The sequence below is a fragment of the Pseudomonas sp. FW305-25 genome, from assembly GCF_017351415.1.
Classification (GTDB): Bacteria; Pseudomonadota; Gammaproteobacteria; order Pseudomonadales; family Pseudomonadaceae; genus Aquipseudomonas; species Aquipseudomonas chlororaphis.
Genome location: NZ_JACNDE010000024.1, coordinates 1 through 16,576 on the forward strand (window position 1 = coordinate 1; position 16,576 = coordinate 16,576).

Consider the following 16,576-nt stretch of genomic DNA (forward strand, 5'->3'; position numbering starts at 1 on the left):
GTGGCCCGCATTCCCCTGTAGGAGCGAGCTCGCTCGCGATCGAACCCGCAGGGTTCGGCGCTTTTGCCTGCCTTGCATCAAGGATCGCGCCTTCGGCCACTGCTGCGCGTTGGCGCGAGCGATTGATCGTGGCAGGATGGCAAGGTTATCGACCGAGACCCCCAAACCATGCCGCAAACCCAAGCCAAGAATCTGTCCCTGATCGCCGCCATCGACCTGGGCTCCAACAGCTTTCACATGGTCGTGGCCAAGGCTCACCATAATGAAATCCGCATTCTCGAGCGGCTCGGTGAAAAGGTTCAGCTGGCCGCCGGGATCGACGAAGACCGTCAACTCAACGAAGAATCCATGCAACGCGGGCTCGATTGCCTGAAGCGCTTCGCCCAACTGATCAACGGCATGCCCCTGGGCGCGGTGCGCATCGTCGGCACCAACGCCCTGCGCGAAGCCCGCAACCGCGGCGAATTCATCCGCCGCGCCGAGGAAATCCTCGGCCACCCGGTGGAAGTCATCTCCGGTCGTGAAGAAGCCCGCCTCATCTACCTGGGCGTGTCCCATACCCTCGCCGATACCCCGGGCAAGCGCCTGGTCGCCGACATCGGCGGCGGCAGTACCGAATTCATCATCGGCCAGCGCTTCGAGCCGCTGCTGCGCGAAAGCCTGCAGATGGGCTGCGTCAGCTTCACCCAGCGCTATTTCCGCGACGGCAAGATCACCCCGGCGCGCTACGCCCAGGCCTACACCGCGGCGCGCCTGGAAATCATGAGCATCGAACACGCCCTGCATCGCCTGACCTGGGATGAAGCCATCGGCTCCTCGGGCACCATCCGCGCCATTGGCCTGGCGCTCAAGGCCGGCGGCCACGGCAGTGGCGAAGTCAACGCCGAAGGCCTGGCCTGGCTCAAGCGTCGGCTGTTCAAGCTGGGCGATGCCGAGAAAATCGACTTCGAAGGCATCAAGCCGGATCGCCGGGCGATCTTCCCCGCCGGCCTGGCGATTCTCGAAGCCATCTTCGACGCCCTCGAACTGCAGCGCATGGACCATTGCGAAGGCGCCCTGCGCGAAGGCGTGCTCTACGACCTGCTGGGCCGCCATCACCACGAAGACGTGCGCGAGCGCACCCTGGGCTCGCTGATGGAGCGTTATCACGTCGACCTGGAACAGGCCGCCCGGGTCGAGCGCAAGGCGCTCCACGCCTTCGACCAGGTGGCCGAGGACTGGGACCTGGAGGACGGCGTCTGGCGCGAACTGCTGGGCTGGGCCGCCAAGGTCCATGAAGTGGGCCTGGATATCGCCCACTACCACTATCACAAGCACGGCGCCTACCTGATCGAGCACTCCGACCTCGCCGGCTTCTCCCGCGAAGACCAGCAAATGCTCGCGCTACTGGTACGCGGTCACCGCCGCAACATTCCCAAGGACAAGTTCGCCGAATTCGGCGAGGAAGGCAGCAAGCTGATCCGCCTGTGCGTGCTGCTGCGTTTCGCCATCCTGTTCCACCACATCCGCGGCACCCAGGAAATGCCCCAGGTGAAGCTGCACGCCGCTGGCGACAGCCTGGAGGTGATGTTCCCGGCAAACTGGCTCGACGAGAACCAGCTGACCCAGGCCGACTTCGCCCTGGAAGCGGAATGGCTGACCCGGGTCGGGATCACCCTCAACGTGCACTGAAACGCCCCGCACAAAAAAGCCGGCTTGCCGGCGATGGGCTCCTTCTAAAGGGCACCATCGCCGGCAAGCCGGCTTTTTCATGGGCTGAATAAGCCCCGGGCTCAGCGCACCGCCAGCACCGGGTTGCTCAGGCGCTCCAGCAGTGTGGCCTGGGCGCTGCGCGGGTTCTGGTTGCCGGTCGGGGTGTTGCGGATGTAGCGACCGTCCGACTGCAGGCTCCAGCTGTGGGTGTTATCGGTGAGATAACTTTCCAGCTCCTTCTTGACCCGCAGGATCAGCTTCTTGCCCTCGACCGGGAAGCAAGTCTCGACGCGCTTGTCGAGGTTGCGCTCCATCCAGTCGGCGCTGGAGAGGAACATCTGCTCCTCGCCGCCATTGAGGAAGTAGAACACCCGGGTGTGCTCCAGGAAGCGGCCGATGATCGAGCGCACATGGATATTGTGCGACACGCCGGCGATCCCCGGACGCAGGCAGCACATGCCCCGCACCACCAGGTCGATGCGCACGCCCGACTGGCTGGCCTTGTACAGCGCGCGGATGATCTTCGGATCGGTCAGCGAGTTGAACTTGGCGATGATGTGCGCCGGCTTGCCGTCCAGGGCGAACTGGGTCTCCCGGGCAATCATGTCGAGCATGCCCTTCTTCAGGGTGAAGGGCGCGTGCAGCAGTTTCTTCATGCGCAGGGTCTTGCCCATGCCGATCAACTGGCTGAAGAGCTTGCCGACGTCTTCGCACAAGGCGTCGTCGGAGGTCAGCAGGCTGTAGTCGGTATACAGGCGGGCGTTGCCAGCGTGGTAGTTGCCGGTGCCCAGGTGGGCGTAGCGCACGATCTCGCCGGCTTCGCGCCGCAGGATCAACATCATCTTGGCGTGGGTCTTGAAGCCGACCACGCCGTAGATCACCACCGCGCCGGCCGCTTGCAGGCGGCTGGCCAGTTGCAGATTGGACTCTTCGTCGAAGCGCGCGCGCAGCTCGATCACCGCGGTGACTTCCTTGCCGTTACGCGCCGCATCCACCAGCGCATCGACGATTTCCGAGTTGGCGCCGGAGCGGTACAGGGTCTGGCGCACCGCCAGCACGTGCGGATCCTTGGCCGCCTGACGCAGCAGGTCGACCACCGGGGTGAAGGACTCGAACGGGTGCAGCAGCAGGATGTCCTGCTTGCTGATCACGCTGAAGATGTTCTCGCTGTTCTGCAACAGCTTGGGAATCTGCGGGGTGAACGGCGTGTATTGCAGCTCCGGGTGGCTGTCCAGGCCGGTGATACTGAACAGGCGCGTCAGGTTCACCGGACCGTTGACCTGGTACAGCTCGGTCTCGCTCAGGTTGAACTGCTTGAGCAGGTAGTCGGACAGGTGCTTCGGGCAGGTGTCGGCCACTTCCAGACGCACCGCATCGCCGTAACGACGGGAGAACAGCTCGCCGCGCAGGGCGCGGGCCAGGTCTTCGACGTCCTCGGTGTCCACCGCCAGGTCGGCGTTTCGGGTCAGGCGGAACTGATAGCAGCCCTTTACCTTCATGCCCTGGAACAGGTCATCGGCGTGGGCGTGGATCATCGACGAGAGGAACACATAGTTGTCGCCAGGGCCGCCGACTTCTTCCGGCACCTTGATGATCCGCGGCAGCAGGCGCGGCGCCGGGATGATCGCCAGGCCGGAGTCGCGACCGAAGGCGTCGATCCCTTCGAGTTCGACGATGAAGTTCAGGCTCTTGTTCACCAGCAGCGGGAACGGGTGCGTCGGGTCGAGGCCGATCGGGGTGATGATCGGCGCGATCTCGTCGCGAAAGTAACGACGGACCCAGGTCTTGAGCTTGGTGGTCCAGTAACGGCGACGGATGAAGCGGACCTGATGCTTCTCCAGCTCCGGCAACAGGATGTCGTTGAGGATCGCGTACTGGCGGTCGACGTGACCGTGCACCAGGTCGCTGATGCGCGCCAGGGCCTGGTGCGGCTGCAGGCCATCGGCACCGGCCTGTTCACGGGCGAAGGTGATCTGCTTCTTCAGGCCGGCGACGCGGATCTCGAAGAACTCGTCCAGGTTGCTGGAGAAGATCAGTAGGAACTTCAGGCGCTCCAGCAACGGATAGGACTCATCCAGCGCCTGTTCCAGCACGCGGATGTTGAACTGCAGTTGCGACAGCTCGCGATGGATATACAGGCTGCTGTCATCCAGGCTCGGGATGACCAGGGTCGGCATCGCCACATGCGGTGCGTCCGCTTGCACCGGCGGGGCTTCCAGCTCCGGTGGTGTTTCAACGACCTGCTCGACCACGGGTTGAGCTTCTTTTACGGCAACTTCAGTGAGTCCTTCGGTATTCATCGCGTGTTCCTGGGAGGGCTATTTTTGCTCTCGTAACAATTGAGCAGCACGAACGGCAAAGTAAGTCAGGATGCCATCGGCACCCGCGCGTTTAAAGGCGGTCAAGGATTCGAGAATAACCCCTTCGCTCAACCAGCCATTCTGGATCGCCGCCATGTGCATGGCGTATTCGCCGCTGACCTGATAGACAAAAGTCGGCACCTTGAATTCATCCTTGACCCGCAAAAGGATGTCCAGATACGGCATGCCCGGCTTGACCATGACCATGTCCGCGCCTTCGGCGAGGTCGGCGGCCACTTCATGCAGGGCTTCGTGGCTGTTGGCCGGGTCCATCTGGTAGGAGGCCTTGTTGGCCTTGCCCAGGTTCAGCGCCGAGCCGACCGCATCGCGGAACGGACCGTAATAGGCGCTGGCGTACTTGGCCGAATAGGCCATGATCCGCACGTTGACGTGCCCGGCCAGCTCCAGGGCTTCGCGGATCGCCTGGATGCGGCCGTCCATCATGTCCGAAGGCGCGACCACCTGGGCGCCGGCTTCGGCATGGGACAGGGCTTGCTTGACCAGTGCATCGACGGTGATGTCGTTCTGCACATAGCCTTCTTCGTCGAGGATGCCGTCCTGACCGTGGGTGGTGAACGGGTCGAGCGCCACGTCGGTGATCACCCCCAGTTCAGGGAAACGCTCACGCAGCGCGCGGGTGGCGCGCTGGGCAATGCCTTCCGGGTTCCAGGCTTCGGCGGCGTCCAGCGACTTGAGCTGCGCCGGGGTCACCGGGAACAGCGCCAGCGCGGGAATCCCCAGCTCGACCCACTTCGCCGCTTCCTCCAGCAGCAGGTCGATGGTCAGGCGTTCGACGCCCGGCATCGAGGCCACCGCTTCCCGACGATTCTCACCGTCGAGCACGAATACCGGCAGGATCAGGTCATCGGTGGTCAGGACGTTTTCACGCACCAGGCGACGAGAAAAATCATCACGGCGATTGCGACGCAGGCGAGTGGCGGGAAACAAACGGTTGGCTGGGGTAAAGCTCACGACAGACTCCTGAGCCCGCACAGGCGGGCGAGCGTGACAGTTATAAGCGCCCATTATGACGAACGGATGACAGTTGTGCTTAACCCTGTGACCGGTAGTCGCAGCTATTGTCCAGCCAGCATTTGTTCACGTCGAGACACATTTGGATACTTTCCTCCATGGGCCCGAAGGGTTAGGCTGCGCGTTCATTTCGCCAGCATCCAGACAATGCTCCAACAATTTCTTCAGGAATTCGGCTACTTCGCCCTCTTTCTCGGCACATTCTTCGAAGGCGAGACCATCCTGGTCCTGGCCGGCTTCCTCGCGTTTCGCGGATACATGGACATCAACCTGGTGGTGGTCGTGGCGTTCTTCGGCAGCTATGCCGGCGACCAGCTGTGGTACTTCCTGGGACGCAAGCACGGGCGCAAGCTGCTGGCGCGCAAGCCGCGCTGGCAATTGATGGGCGATCGGGCGCTGGAGCATATCCGCAAGCATCCGGACATCTGGGTGCTGAGTTTCCGCTTCGTTTACGGCCTGCGTACCGTGATGCCGGTGGCCATCGGCCTGTCGGGATATCCGCCGGGACGTTATCTGTTGCTCAACGGCATTGGCGCGGCGATCTGGGCCGCCGCCCTGGCCGCCGCGGCCTATCACTTCGGCGCCGTGCTCGAAGGCATGCTGGGCAGCATCAAGAAGTACGAACTGTGGGTACTCGGCGCCTTGCTGGTCCTGGGTTTTGCCCTGTGGCTGCGCCGCCGCTTCAAGAATGCGCGACTGGCCAAGGCGATCTACGAAGCCGAACAGGTCAAGCAGAACGAGCAGAGCGATTGCTGCAAGTCTAAGACGCCAGTCGAGTAAGACGACCCCGGCAGCAGTAAAACGCAATGCCACTGAGCAGGCTGTAACTGATCAGGCCGACCCAGCCCAAGGCGCTGGCCGGCCACAGCCCGACCAGAGGCGCCAGCCACACCAGCGGCAGGTTCGACGCCAGCCGCAGCGGCTCCCTCTTCAGCGCCCACGGGCGATTCTCCAGCACCACCCCCAATACGAACAGACCAAAGGCCACGGCGCTCCAGCCCAGCATCAGGTAGCTGCCAAGAGCCGCGTACACCGCGCATCGTCAGCAAACTGCAGATTGGCCCACACCGGGTTCCAGCTGGCCAGGGGCGTGGTGACGCCGAAGACCACCGGCTCGTTGTCGTCCGCCTCCTGAAAGGTGCCGAACAGCCGGTCCCAAATAATGAACACGCCGCCGTAGTTGCGATCCATGTAGAGAGCGTCCGCGACCCGATAGTTGTTCCCCCGCCAGCGGTCGGCCAGCAGCTCGAGGACTATCAGCACGAAGAAGAACTGCGCCGCATACAGAATGAAATTCATCACACGACCTGATCGCAATCCTGATCGAAGATTAGGTCGGGCGGCGGGATAACCCTATGGCAACGGGCGACAAATTAGTGGACATTTAACGCCATGAATCTGGAGAAAAAACCATGAGCAAAAAAGTTGCAGTGATCCTTTCCGGCTGTGGCGTCTACGACGGTGCCGAGATCCATGAAAGCGTCATCACCCTGCTGCGCCTGGACCAGCGTGGCGCCCAGGTGCAGTGCTTCGCCCCGAACATCGCCCAGCTGCATGTGATCAACCACCTGACCGGCGAAGAGATGCCCGAATCGCGCAATGTCCTGGTGGAATCGGCGCGCATCGCCCGCGGCCAGGTCAAAGACATCCGCGAGGCCAACGCCGAAGACTTCGACGCACTGATCGTGCCTGGCGGTTTTGGCGCGGCGAAAAACCTTTCCAACTTCGCCGTGGAAGGGGCCGGCTGCACGGTCCAGCCGGATGTCCTGGCGCTGACCGAAGCCTTCGCCGAAGCCGGCAAGCCGGTGGGTCTGATCTGCATCTCGCCGGCATTGGCGGCGAAGATCTATGGCCCGGGCGTCACCTGCACCATCGGCAACGACGCCGACACCGCGGCCGCCGTCAGCAAGATGGGCGCGACCCATGCAGAGTGCACCGTCGGCGACATCATCGAGGACAAGGCGCGCAAGCTGGTCAGCACCCCGGCCTACATGCTCGCGCAGTCCATCAGCGAAGCCGCGGCCGGAATCAATAAGCTGGTGGATCGGGTGCTGGAACTGACCCACGAAAACGACGAATAACCCAAAAGCCGTGGCGAGCGGCAAACGCCCTCGCCTCGCGGGAATTGTCAGGCCTGACGCGCCAGCCGCGTCAGGATCCGGTCCAGGGCATTGGCGAAGGCCTGCTTCTCGCGATCCCCATAAGCGCCTTGCCCGCCACCGACCTGCCCCTGCTCGCGCAGATCGGTAAACAGGTTACGCACCGCCAGCCGCTCGCCCATGTTCTGCGCATCGAACTCCTTGCCCCGCGGGTCGAGGGCGGCGACGCCCTTCTTCACCAGCCGGTCGGCCAGGGGCACATCGCTGCAGATCACCAGTTCGCCCGGCATCGCGTGTTCCACCAGATAATCGTCAGCCGCATCCGGGCCGCTGGGCACCACGATCAGCTTGACGCAGGCAAAGGCCGGCTTGATCTGCGGCTGCCCCGCCACCAGCACCAGCTCAAACTGGCGCTTGAGGGCAAACCTCACCACCTGATCCTTCGCCGCCTTGGGGCAGGCGTCGGCATCGATCCACACACGCATTGCGTGACTCCTCCTGAAAAGCATCGCGGGCAAGCCTCGCGCCTACAGTTCTCGATGAACCGTAGGCGCAAGGCTTGCCCGCGATAATGAGCGAAACGGATGCCTCAGGAAACCTGGGTCCGCCGTTTCTCGGCGATGCGGCTGCGACTGTAGAGCACGATGATCGCCACGATCGCCACCGCCTGGGCCGTCAGCGAGTAGGCATCGGCGTGAATGCCCAGCCAGTCGAAGTCGAAGAACGCCACCGGCCGCGTACCGAAGATTCCGGCCTCCTGCAGCGCCTTGACACCATGCCCGGCAAACACCACCGACAAGGCGCACAGCAACGCCGCGTTGATGCCGAAGAACAGCGCCAGCGGCAGCTTGGCCGAACCGCGCAGGATCACCCAGGCCAGGCCGACCAGCAGCACCAGCGCCGTGGCGCCGCCGGCCAGCACTGCGTTGTGGCCTGCCGGGCCGGCCTGCAACCACAGGGTTTCGTAGAACAGGATCACTTCGAACAGCTCGCGATAGACCGAGAAGAACGCCAGCACCGCAAAACCGAAACGGCCGCCGCCGCCCACCAGGCTGCTCTTGATGTAGTCCTGCCAGGCCGCCGCGTGCCGGCGGTCGTGCATCCACACGCCGAGCCACAGCACCATGACACTGGCGAACAAGGCCGTGGCGCCTTCCAGCAACTCGCGCTGGGAGCCGCTGACGTCGATCACATACGCCGCCAGCGCCCAGGTCGCCAGGCCGGCCAGCAACGCCAGCCCCCAACCGACGTTGACGCTGCGTACCGCCGATTGCTGGCCGGTATTGCGCAAGAAGGCCAGGATCGCCGCCAGCACCAGAATCGCTTCCAGGCCTTCGCGCAGTAGGATCAGCAGGCCGGAAATGTAGCTCAGGGACCAGCTCAGGCCGTCGCTGCCCAGCAGGCCCGCCGACTCTTTCAGCTTGGCCTTGGCGGCATCCAGGCGCTGCCCGGCCTGCTCTGCCGGCAAGCCGTCCTGCAGCGCCTGACGGTAGGCCATCAGGGCTTTCTCGGTGTCCTTGCGCACATTGGCATCGACGTTGTCGAGGGAGCTTTCCACCAGCTCGAAGCCTTCCAGGTACGCCGCCACCGACAGGTCGTAGGCCTGTTCGCGGTCACCGGCGCGGTAGGCGGCCAGGCTCTTGTCCAGGGTCGAGGCGGTGTAGTCGAGCAGTTGCGCCGGGCCGCGCTTGACCTGTGGCGGCTGGGCGCGCTGGGCACGGAAGGTGGCCGCGGCCTGCGGCCCTTCGGCGACCTGCACTTCGCTTGGGGTCTGGCGGGCCAGGTCGGCGAGGTTGTAGCTCTTGTCACCCTTCGCCGCGGTCGGGTCGGCGGTGAAGCCGGCGATATAGGTCGCCAGGTCCCAGCGCTGGCGGTCATCCAGCTGATCGGCGAACGACGGCATGTCGGTGCCTTCGACGCCCAGGCCAAGGGTGTTGTAGATCGCGTAGAGGCTCAGGTGATCCGTGCGCGCCGCATCCCGCAGGTTGGCCGGTGGCGGCGTCAGGCCGACCCCAGCCGGGCCATCGCCGGCACCGGTGTCGCCGTGACACACCGAACAATGCTGGGCATACAAAGGCGCGCCACGGCTCGGGTCTGGAGTGATGATCGGCGCCTGGCTGACCTCATAGGCCACCGCCAGCTTGGCGCCCAGCTGCCGCGCCTGGCGGGCGACGAGAGCGCCGTCCGCCTTGGCCTTGACCGCGTCGTTCAGGCTAGCGATGCCCTGCTCCAGCTCGGCCTTCTCCGGCTTGGCCGGCAAATCGGCGACCAGCCCCTGCAACACGCCGAGAAACTCGACCTGTTCACGGTACTCGGAGTCGTCAATGACCTTGCCCGCCTCGACCGTCGGTGGGTAGTCCGCGCCAATGTAGTCGAGCAGGTGCAGCGCCTTGGGCGCGCCTTCTACGGTGTCCGCCAGCAGGTTGACGCTGCACAGGGCCAATACCGGCAGCACGAGCCACGCCAGGAAACGGGAGGGGGCAGTCATGAACGAATCTCAAATGGAAATACGAAGTAACACATTGTTCACTTCCAATGAGTTTCACTCAAGCTCTGTCATACAGACACCCAGGCGCCGTGGTTCCTGATGCCGGGCCAAAGCCTTGAATCACCTGGGGTCCGGGGTTTCCTGAACAAAGATGAAATAAATCCGGGCGCGGCCGGGACGGGTTAATGCTCGCGGTTTCCCTGAGGCGCACGCACAAAAAAGGCGCCCTCGATGGGCGCCTTTTTTATGTGACCAGCCTCTTAGACCGGCGCTTTGCGAATGGTCGCCAGCAACCCGGCGGCGCCAAGGAACAGACCGGCGAAGGTGCGGTTCATGCGCCGTTGCTGGGTAGGCGTGCGCAGCAGGCGCAGGACCTTGGAGGCCAGGCCGGTGTAGCCGGCCATGACGATCAGGTCGACGGCAATCATGGTCGCGCCGAGGATCAGGTACTGCTTCACCAGCGGTGCGTGGGGATCGATGAACTGCGGCAGGACCGCCAGCATGAACACCAGCGCCTTGGGGTTGCTGATGTTGACCAGGAACCCGCGGAACACCAGCGCCAGGGGTTTGCCGATCGGCCGGATCGCGGCGTCGTCGCTCAGGTCGCTGGGCAGCGCGCGCCACTGTTTGACCGCGAGGTAGACCAGGTAAGCCACGCCGAACCATTTGATCGCGTAAAAGGCGGTCGAAGATGCCGCGAGAATCGCCCCCACGCCGGCCGCGACAATCGCAATCTGCATGGCCAGGCCCAGTTGCAGGCCCAGGGCGTTCCAGTAACCGCGCCAGAAACCGTATTGCAGACCGCAGGACATTGACGCAATCGCGCCGGCCCCCGGGGAAAGGCTGATCACCCAGCAGGCGGCAAAAAACGCCAGCCATGTCTCAAGAACCATCGCACACCTCGGCTCGAATTCGTCGTAGACGCCTAAGCTAATGCGCCGGCGGGCGGATGACCATAGATTTTTGTCGGACAGGCATCGCCGACCGACTGTAGCCACTGCCGAAGGCTGCGATAGGCCGGGGTCGCGCTCGACACGCAGGAGCTTCCTGCGATCTCAAGAGCACGTCTGCATCGCAGCCGATCGCAGCCTTGCGATGCTCGGCAGCGGCTACAGAGACGGCGCAGCAGGACTATTTCTCGCCGGAGCCTATCGACAGCGCATCGCTACCGCGCCAGCGGCGCACCGAACGCTGGAAGAACAGACTGTTGGGCACTTGCACCATGACGCCGCCGGTGCCGGCTTCCTCGGCCTCGATCAACGAGGTGTACAGCAGGTTGATTGCCACCACCCGGCCCTTGATGCCAGGTTTGTCGAGGGTATCCACCAGTTCGACCACATCGCCGATGCGGAACGGGCCCACGGTGAAGATCAGGATGGCGCAGAGCAGGTTGGACAGCACGCTCCACATGGCGAAGAAGGCCACCGCAGCCACGGCGACAAAACCGGACAGGGCAGTCCAGAGCACCGTCGCCGACACCCCGAGCCGCTCCAGGACGAAGATCAGCGCGCTGCCCATGATCAGCCAGCGCAAGCCGCCGCGCAGCGGCATCAGCAACTGCGGCGGGAACGGGTAACGTTCACCCAGGCGGGTCAGGCAGCGGGCGACAAACCGCTGGGTGACGTAGCCAGCCAGCAGGATCAGCAGGATTTGCACGGTGACCCACAGCGGCTCGACCCACGTGATAGGCACAGGCAACTTGAACGCTTCCATCAGGACAAGGCTTCCAGTTCCGCCTGCATGCTTTCCAGCAGTTCCAGGGCTTCCATCCAGGCCTCTTCCAGTTCGCCTTCGCGCACCTTCAGCCTGGCCTGCTCGGCCAGCAGATCACGCAACTCGTCCTTGCGCGCGGCTTCGTAGATACCACTGTCGCCGAGGCTGGCTTCGATTTTCGCCAGCCGCTCGTGGACCTTGCCCAGCTCGGTTTCCAGCTTGTCGGCTTCGCGCTTGTGCGGGGCCAGCTGCTGGCGCAGGGCCGCGGCGGCCTGGCGCTGGGCCTTCTTGTCGGTTTTGTCCGGATTGACCGTGGTCGTGCTGACCGGCGCGTTGCGCTGGCGGTAGTCCACCAGCCAGCGCGCGTAGTCGTCCAGGTCGCCGTCGAACTCTTCGACCTTGCCGTCGGCCACCAGGTAGAAGTTGTCGGTGGTGCTTTTCAGCAGGTGACGGTCGTGGGAGACCACCAGCACCGCGCCGCTGAACTCTTGCAGGGCCATGGTCAGGGCCAGGCGCATCTCCAGGTCCAGGTGGTTGGTCGGTTCGTCGAGCAGCAGCAGGTTCGGGCGGTCCCAGGCAATCAGGGCCAGGGCCAGGCGCGCCTTTTCGCCACCGGAGAAATTCAGCACCGGCTCGTCGATACGCGCGCCGCGGAAGTCGAAACCACCGAGGAAGTCGCGCAGGGTCTGCTCGCGCTCGGTCGGCGCCAGGCGCTGCAAATGCAGCAACGGGCTGGCCTTGGCATCGAGCGAGTCCAACTGATGCTGGGCGAAATAACCAACCACGGTATTCTCGCCGCGAGTCAGGCGACCGCCCAGCGGCGACAGCTCGCCGGAGAGGTTCTTGATCAGGGTCGACTTGCCCGCACCGTTGGGGCCGAGCAGACCGATGCGCGCACCCGGGGTCAGTTGCAGCTTGACCTTCTCCAGTACGGTCTTCTCGCCGTAACCCAGGCGGGCATCGGACAGATCGAGCAGCGGGCTGGAGATCTTTTCCGACTCGCGGAAAACGAAGTCGAACGGCGAGTCGACGTGGGCGGCGGACAGCTCTTCCATCCGCTCCAGCGCCTTGATCCGGCTCTGGGCCTGGCGGGCCTTGGTGGCCTGGGCCTTGAAGCGCGCAATGTACTTTTCCATGTGCGCGCGTTGCGCCTGCTGCTTCTCGTAGGCTTGCTGCTGTTGCGCCAGACGTTCGGCACGGGCGCGCTCGAAGGCGCTGTAGCCACCGCGATAAAGGGTGATCTTGCGCTGATCGACGTGAGCCACATGGTCGACCACGGCATCGAGGAAATCGCGGTCGTGGGAAATCAGCAGCAAGGTGCCGGGGTAGCCCTTGAGCCAGTCCTCCAGCCAGAGGATCGCATCGAGGTCCAAGTGGTTGGTCGGTTCGTCGAGCAACAGCAGGTCCGACGGGCACATCAGCGCCTGCGCCAGGTTCAGGCGCATCCGCCAGCCACCGGAGAAGTCGCCGACCTGGCGGTCCATCTGCTCGTTGCTGAAACCCAGGCCGGCCAGCAGCTTGCGCGCCCGGGCGTCGGCGGTATAACCGTCGGCGCTGTCCAGCTCGGCATGCAGGCGCGCCAGGGCCGCACCGTCATGGGCCGCTTCGGCGGCGGCCAGCTCACGCTGCACCTGACGCAGGCGCAGGTCGCCATCGAGCACGTAGTCGACCGCCAGCCGCTCGAGGGTATCGACCTCCTGGCGCATATGGGCGATGCGCCAGTCGGCGGGCAGGAAGCAGTCGCCCGAATCCGGGTGCAACTCGCCACGCAGCAAGGCGAACAGGCTGGATTTGCCGGCGCCGTTGGCACCGATCAGGCCGGCTTTCTGGCCGGCGTGCAGGGTCAGCTCGGCGTCTTCTAGCAGACGTTGCGGACCACGCTGTAAAGTCAGGTTCTGAAGTCGAATCATAATGGCGGCGGAGTCTACCAGCTTCGTTCGCAACTGGCGCGAGTAGCACTATGTCCTCTGACCTGTGGAGCTTCACCCTCAAGACCTACGCCCGCCCGGGCGTCGAAGAAGCCTGCCTGAACCTTCAGGCGGCCGGGGCCAATGTCTGCCTTCTACTCTGCGCGGCCTGGCTCGGCGCACGCGGGGTGGCCTGCACTTCGCAGCGCCTGCAACAGCTGCGAACCCTGGGCCAGCCCTGGCACGACGAAGTCGTCAGGCCGCTGCGCGAGCTGCGCACGCAATGGCGCCCGGCCGCGAGCGCGGATCCGGAACTGGCGATCTTGCGCGAACAGGTCAAGGCATTGGAACTGGAGGCCGAGCGGCAACTGCTGCTGCGCCTGGAGGCGCTGGCGGGAGAATGGTCGGAGGGTGAAGCGCAGGATCTGACGGACTGGCTGGAAGGACTGGCGGCCGAAGCCGCCAACCTCAACCGCGACGCGCTGCAGGCGCTGCGCGTCGCGGTGACCGGCGCTTAGGAAGCGCTGGTTGGCGTGGTGCTGGCGGGAGCGGCAGTCGGAGCTGGCGCAGCAGTCGCCGCTGGAGCTGGCGAAGAGACCGGTGCCGCCGGCTTGGCTGCCGGAGTTGCCGGGGTGGCTGGTTTGGCGGCCGCTGGAGCGGTGGCCGGTTTGGCAGCAGCAGGCTTGGCGGCGACTGGCTTCTTCGCGGCTGGTTTTGCAGCCGGCTTGGCAGCAGGTTTCACCGCAGGCTTGGCGGCTGGTTTTGCTGCAGCCGGTTTAGCGGCTGCTGGCTTGGCGGCAGTGGAAGCCGCTGGCTTGGCTGCTGCAGGTTTAGCTGCCGGTTTGGCCGCGGGTTTCGCTGCTGCCTTCACCGGAGCTTTGGCCGCAGCCGGTTTGGCGGCCGGCTTCGCAGCCGTTTTTGCCGCTACCGGTTTAGCCGCTGGCTTGGCCGCTGCAGGCTTGGCCGCTGCGGTTTTAGCCGCTGGCTTGGCGGCGGGTTTGGCCGCTGGCTTGGCGGCGGGTTTGGCCGCTGGTTTTGCTGCTGGCTTGGCAGCGGGTTTCGCTGCAGCCGGTTTGGCAGCCGCCGTTTTCGCAACGGGTTTGGCAGCAGGTTTCGCAGGTGCTTTTGCAGCAGCCGGTTTAGCCGCTGGCTTGGCAGCTGCAGGTTTGGCTGCGGCGGTTTTTGCCACTGGCTTGGCGGCAGGTTTGGCAGCCGGTTTGCTGGCAGCTTTTGCCGGTGCTTTTGCCGCCGGCTTGGCTGCGGCTTTCTGTGCTGGAGCGGCGGCCGGTTTGGCGGAGCGAGTGCTCAGCACCTTGGCTGCGGCTTCTTTCACACGACCGACGCCCTGGGCCAGTTTCAGGCTTTCCTGAGCGTCGCGCTTGAGTTGCAGAATGTAGGCGCGGGTTTCGGATTGACGTGCCTTGAGTGCATCGAGCAGGTCTTCAAGTTCTTTCACTGCGTCCTTGGCTTTGGCTTGTGCCTTGGCCTTGCCGGCCGCCGCGGCGTCCTGCAATTTGGTGCGCGATTTGTGCAGTTTTTCCTGTGCCTTACCGCGTTGCTTTTCCAGTTTGGCGAGCAGTTTTTCAGCATCAGCCAAGGCTTGGGAACAAGCGTTTTCCAAATGTTCGAGCAGGCTGCTCGAAAGCTGTTGGAGCAAATGCAACGGAGTATTTACAGGCTTCTTATTGGCCGACATGGTTTACCTCCTGGCTGACGTGAGTTGCGGCTCATACTAGACCTCTGCTGCTACCGCCGCTAGGGCATGTTGACAGTATCGAATGCCATGCGTTGCAGAGGATCGAAAATGTTCTTCGCGCACAAGAAAGTTACTCACCAGCCGCCACATCCACACTGGCATAATCCACCTCGTCTCAGGCCGGAGAACGCCCATGTCGCGTTACCTTTTTTTATCCTTATGTGTGTTGTTGCCACTGGCTCAGGCCGCCGAAGATTCGCAGAAAAACGATGCTCACGATCTCGCCTACAGCCTGGGCGCCAGCCTCGGTGAACGCCTGCGCCAGGAGGTGCCGGACCTGCAGATCCAGGCATTGGTGGAGGGCTTGAAACAGGCCTACCAAGGCAAGCCCCTGGCACTCAAGGACGAGCGTATCGAACAGATCCTCGCCCAGCATGAAGCACAGGTCGGCGAGCAAGCGGACAAGCCGCGAATCGAAGTGGCGCTGGAAAACGAACAGCGTTTTCTCTCGGCCGAAAAGTCCAAGCCGGGCGTACGCGAACTGGAGAACGGCATCCTGTTGACCGAGCTGGCACCCGGCAACGGAGTACGGCCGGGAGCCAATGGTTCGGTACAGGTTCGCTACACCGGACGCCTGCCTGATGGCACGGTGTTCGATCAGAATCAGCAGCCGCAGTGGTTTCGCCTGGACAGTGTGATTGCCGGATGGCGCAGCGCCTTACAGCAGATGCCGACGGGGGCGAAGTGGCACCTGGTGATTCCTTCGGCCCAGGCTTACGGCGCCGACGGCGCGGGCGACCTGATCGCGCCTTACACCCCCCTGGTGTTTGAAATCGAGCTGCTGGGGGCTACCGGTTAGGGGGGCGCAGAAACGAAAAACGGTGCGCAATGCGCACCGTTTCGGTAAAGCTTTCGCTGCAAGTCAGGCCTGAACGGCGGCCTCTTCCTTGTGAGCGTTGTGCAGCACTTCGATCAGGCAATCTTCCAACTCGAAGCGTTCATGCAGCAGACCACCCAGCTCCTTGAATTTCTCCGCCACGCATTTTCCTTCGTCGCACAGATCGTTGAACGCCAGCAACTTTTCAGTGATGACATCGATCCGTGGATAAATGGTTTCGGCCAGTTCGAGCCCGCGCTGGTCATTGAAGGCCTTGGCCTCGCCGGTCAACTGCTCGTAGATTTCAAAGTGGCCGGCGGAGACGTAGTCCACCAGGATTGCGCAGAACTCCTGCAGCGGCTGTCGATTTTCAGCCAGCGTCTCAGGCTCCGCGCCGAGAGCATCATAGGCCCGAACCAGTTCGTGACGCTCCTGCAACCAGCGATCGATCAGCAGATGCACTCCACCCCAGCGTTCCTGAGCATTCTGACAACTTTCGAGCATGGCGATCTCTCTTCCCTTATGGGTCATGCCGCTCTGAATCCGCCACTGGACTGAACATCAGCATCCGGCCAGGCAGAACAGCATCGAGCAACGTAATTGCGGTGACACGTGCGGGCCAGATTATGCCCGCTCGACAGCCGCTTCAAGGTACGCAGGAGATAAAGTTCATACAAGTGTTTAATCTTGCGCCCCATCGCAAATCGACGAC

Annotated in this window: 14 protein-coding genes and 1 pseudogene; 5 read left to right on the forward strand and 10 right to left on the reverse strand. The window is 63.6% G+C overall.

Annotation, left to right across the window (positions count from 1 at the left end; all coding sequences use genetic code 11):
• Positions 1-168: 168 nt before the first annotated feature.
• Positions 169-1,671, forward strand: coding sequence for an exopolyphosphatase (gene ppx, locus J4E58_RS20930; protein ID WP_009046130.1), 1,503 nt, complete (start codon positions 169-171; stop codon positions 1,669-1,671).
• A 101-nt stretch (positions 1,672-1,772) separates the two neighbouring features.
• Here the strand turns inward: ppx and ppk1 are convergent, their stop codons facing one another.
• Positions 1,773-3,992 (reverse strand): polyphosphate kinase 1, encoded by a 2,220-nt coding sequence (gene ppk1 / locus J4E58_RS20935; protein WP_009046131.1) that lies wholly within the window; start codon positions 3,990-3,992, stop codon positions 1,773-1,775.
• Between the two features lie 18 nt (positions 3,993-4,010).
• Positions 4,011-5,024 carry a porphobilinogen synthase gene (gene hemB / locus J4E58_RS20940; protein ID WP_087087601.1) on the reverse strand — a complete coding sequence of 338 codons (1,014 nt, stop codon included), beginning with the start codon at positions 5,022-5,024 and terminating at the stop codon, positions 4,011-4,013.
• 207 nt (positions 5,025-5,231) lie between these two features.
• Between hemB and J4E58_RS20945 the strand changes: the two genes are divergently transcribed.
• Complete coding sequence (locus tag J4E58_RS20945; protein ID WP_007926712.1) at positions 5,232-5,864, forward strand: DedA family protein; 633 nt, start codon at positions 5,232-5,234, stop codon at positions 5,862-5,864.
• Here the strand turns inward: J4E58_RS20945 and J4E58_RS20950 are convergent.
• A pseudogene (locus J4E58_RS20950) lies at positions 5,845-6,299 on the reverse strand (sterol desaturase family protein); the annotation flags it as partial. The gene J4E58_RS20945 and the pseudogene J4E58_RS20950 sit on opposite strands and share 20 nt — an antisense overlap.
• A gap of 197 nt (positions 6,300-6,496) precedes the next feature.
• On the opposite strand from J4E58_RS20950, the gene elbB reads away from it, so the two are divergent.
• A complete protein-coding gene (gene elbB, locus J4E58_RS20955) occupies positions 6,497-7,165 on the forward strand; it encodes an isoprenoid biosynthesis glyoxalase ElbB (protein ID WP_007926709.1) in 669 nt (222 codons plus the stop codon).
• 47 nt (positions 7,166-7,212) lie between these two features.
• On the opposite strand, the gene J4E58_RS20960 is transcribed toward elbB, so the two are convergent.
• From J4E58_RS20960 to J4E58_RS20980, 5 genes are all read right to left on the reverse strand, one after another.
• Positions 7,213-7,668, reverse strand: coding sequence for a YaiI/YqxD family protein (locus tag J4E58_RS20960; RefSeq protein ID WP_087087599.1), 456 nt, complete (start codon positions 7,666-7,668; stop codon positions 7,213-7,215).
• A 104-nt stretch (positions 7,669-7,772) separates the two neighbouring features.
• Positions 7,773-9,671 (reverse strand): FTR1 family protein, encoded by a 1,899-nt coding sequence (locus tag J4E58_RS20965; protein WP_087087597.1) that lies wholly within the window; start codon positions 9,669-9,671, stop codon positions 7,773-7,775.
• A gap of 260 nt (positions 9,672-9,931) precedes the next feature.
• Complete coding sequence (locus tag J4E58_RS20970; RefSeq protein ID WP_007926706.1) at positions 9,932-10,564, reverse strand: LysE family transporter; 633 nt, start codon at positions 10,562-10,564, stop codon at positions 9,932-9,934.
• Between the two features lie 238 nt (positions 10,565-10,802).
• The gene (locus tag J4E58_RS20975) at positions 10,803-11,384 is read right to left on the reverse strand and encodes a mechanosensitive ion channel family protein (RefSeq protein WP_007926705.1); all 582 of its coding nucleotides are present in this window, start codon (positions 11,382-11,384) and stop codon (positions 10,803-10,805) included.
• Complete coding sequence (locus J4E58_RS20980; RefSeq protein WP_053263068.1) at positions 11,384-13,294, reverse strand: ATP-binding cassette domain-containing protein; 1,911 nt, start codon at positions 13,292-13,294, stop codon at positions 11,384-11,386. The genes J4E58_RS20975 and J4E58_RS20980 overlap by 1 nt, the downstream gene beginning before the upstream one ends.
• A 50-nt stretch (positions 13,295-13,344) precedes the next feature.
• On the opposite strand from J4E58_RS20980, the gene J4E58_RS20985 reads away from it, so the two are divergent.
• Positions 13,345-13,809, forward strand: coding sequence for a TIGR02444 family protein (locus J4E58_RS20985; RefSeq protein ID WP_087087595.1), 465 nt, complete (start codon positions 13,345-13,347; stop codon positions 13,807-13,809).
• On the opposite strand, the gene J4E58_RS20990 is transcribed toward J4E58_RS20985, so the two are convergent.
• A complete protein-coding gene (locus J4E58_RS20990) occupies positions 13,806-14,987 on the reverse strand; it encodes an AlgP family protein (RefSeq protein ID WP_087087593.1) in 1,182 nt (393 codons plus the stop codon). The two genes, J4E58_RS20985 and J4E58_RS20990, sit on opposite strands and share 4 nt — an antisense overlap.
• Before the next feature lie 193 nt (positions 14,988-15,180).
• Between J4E58_RS20990 and J4E58_RS20995 the strand changes: the two genes are divergently transcribed.
• Entirely contained in the window at positions 15,181-15,846 is a 666-nt protein-coding gene (locus tag J4E58_RS20995) for an FKBP-type peptidyl-prolyl cis-trans isomerase (protein ID WP_087087591.1), read from the forward strand.
• A 63-nt stretch (positions 15,847-15,909) separates the two neighbouring features.
• On the opposite strand, the gene J4E58_RS21000 is transcribed toward J4E58_RS20995, so the two are convergent.
• Positions 15,910-16,368, reverse strand: a complete 459-nt coding sequence (locus J4E58_RS21000) for an Rsd/AlgQ family anti-sigma factor (RefSeq protein ID WP_007926697.1) — start codon at positions 16,366-16,368, stop codon at positions 15,910-15,912.
• Positions 16,369-16,576 lie beyond the last annotated feature (208 nt).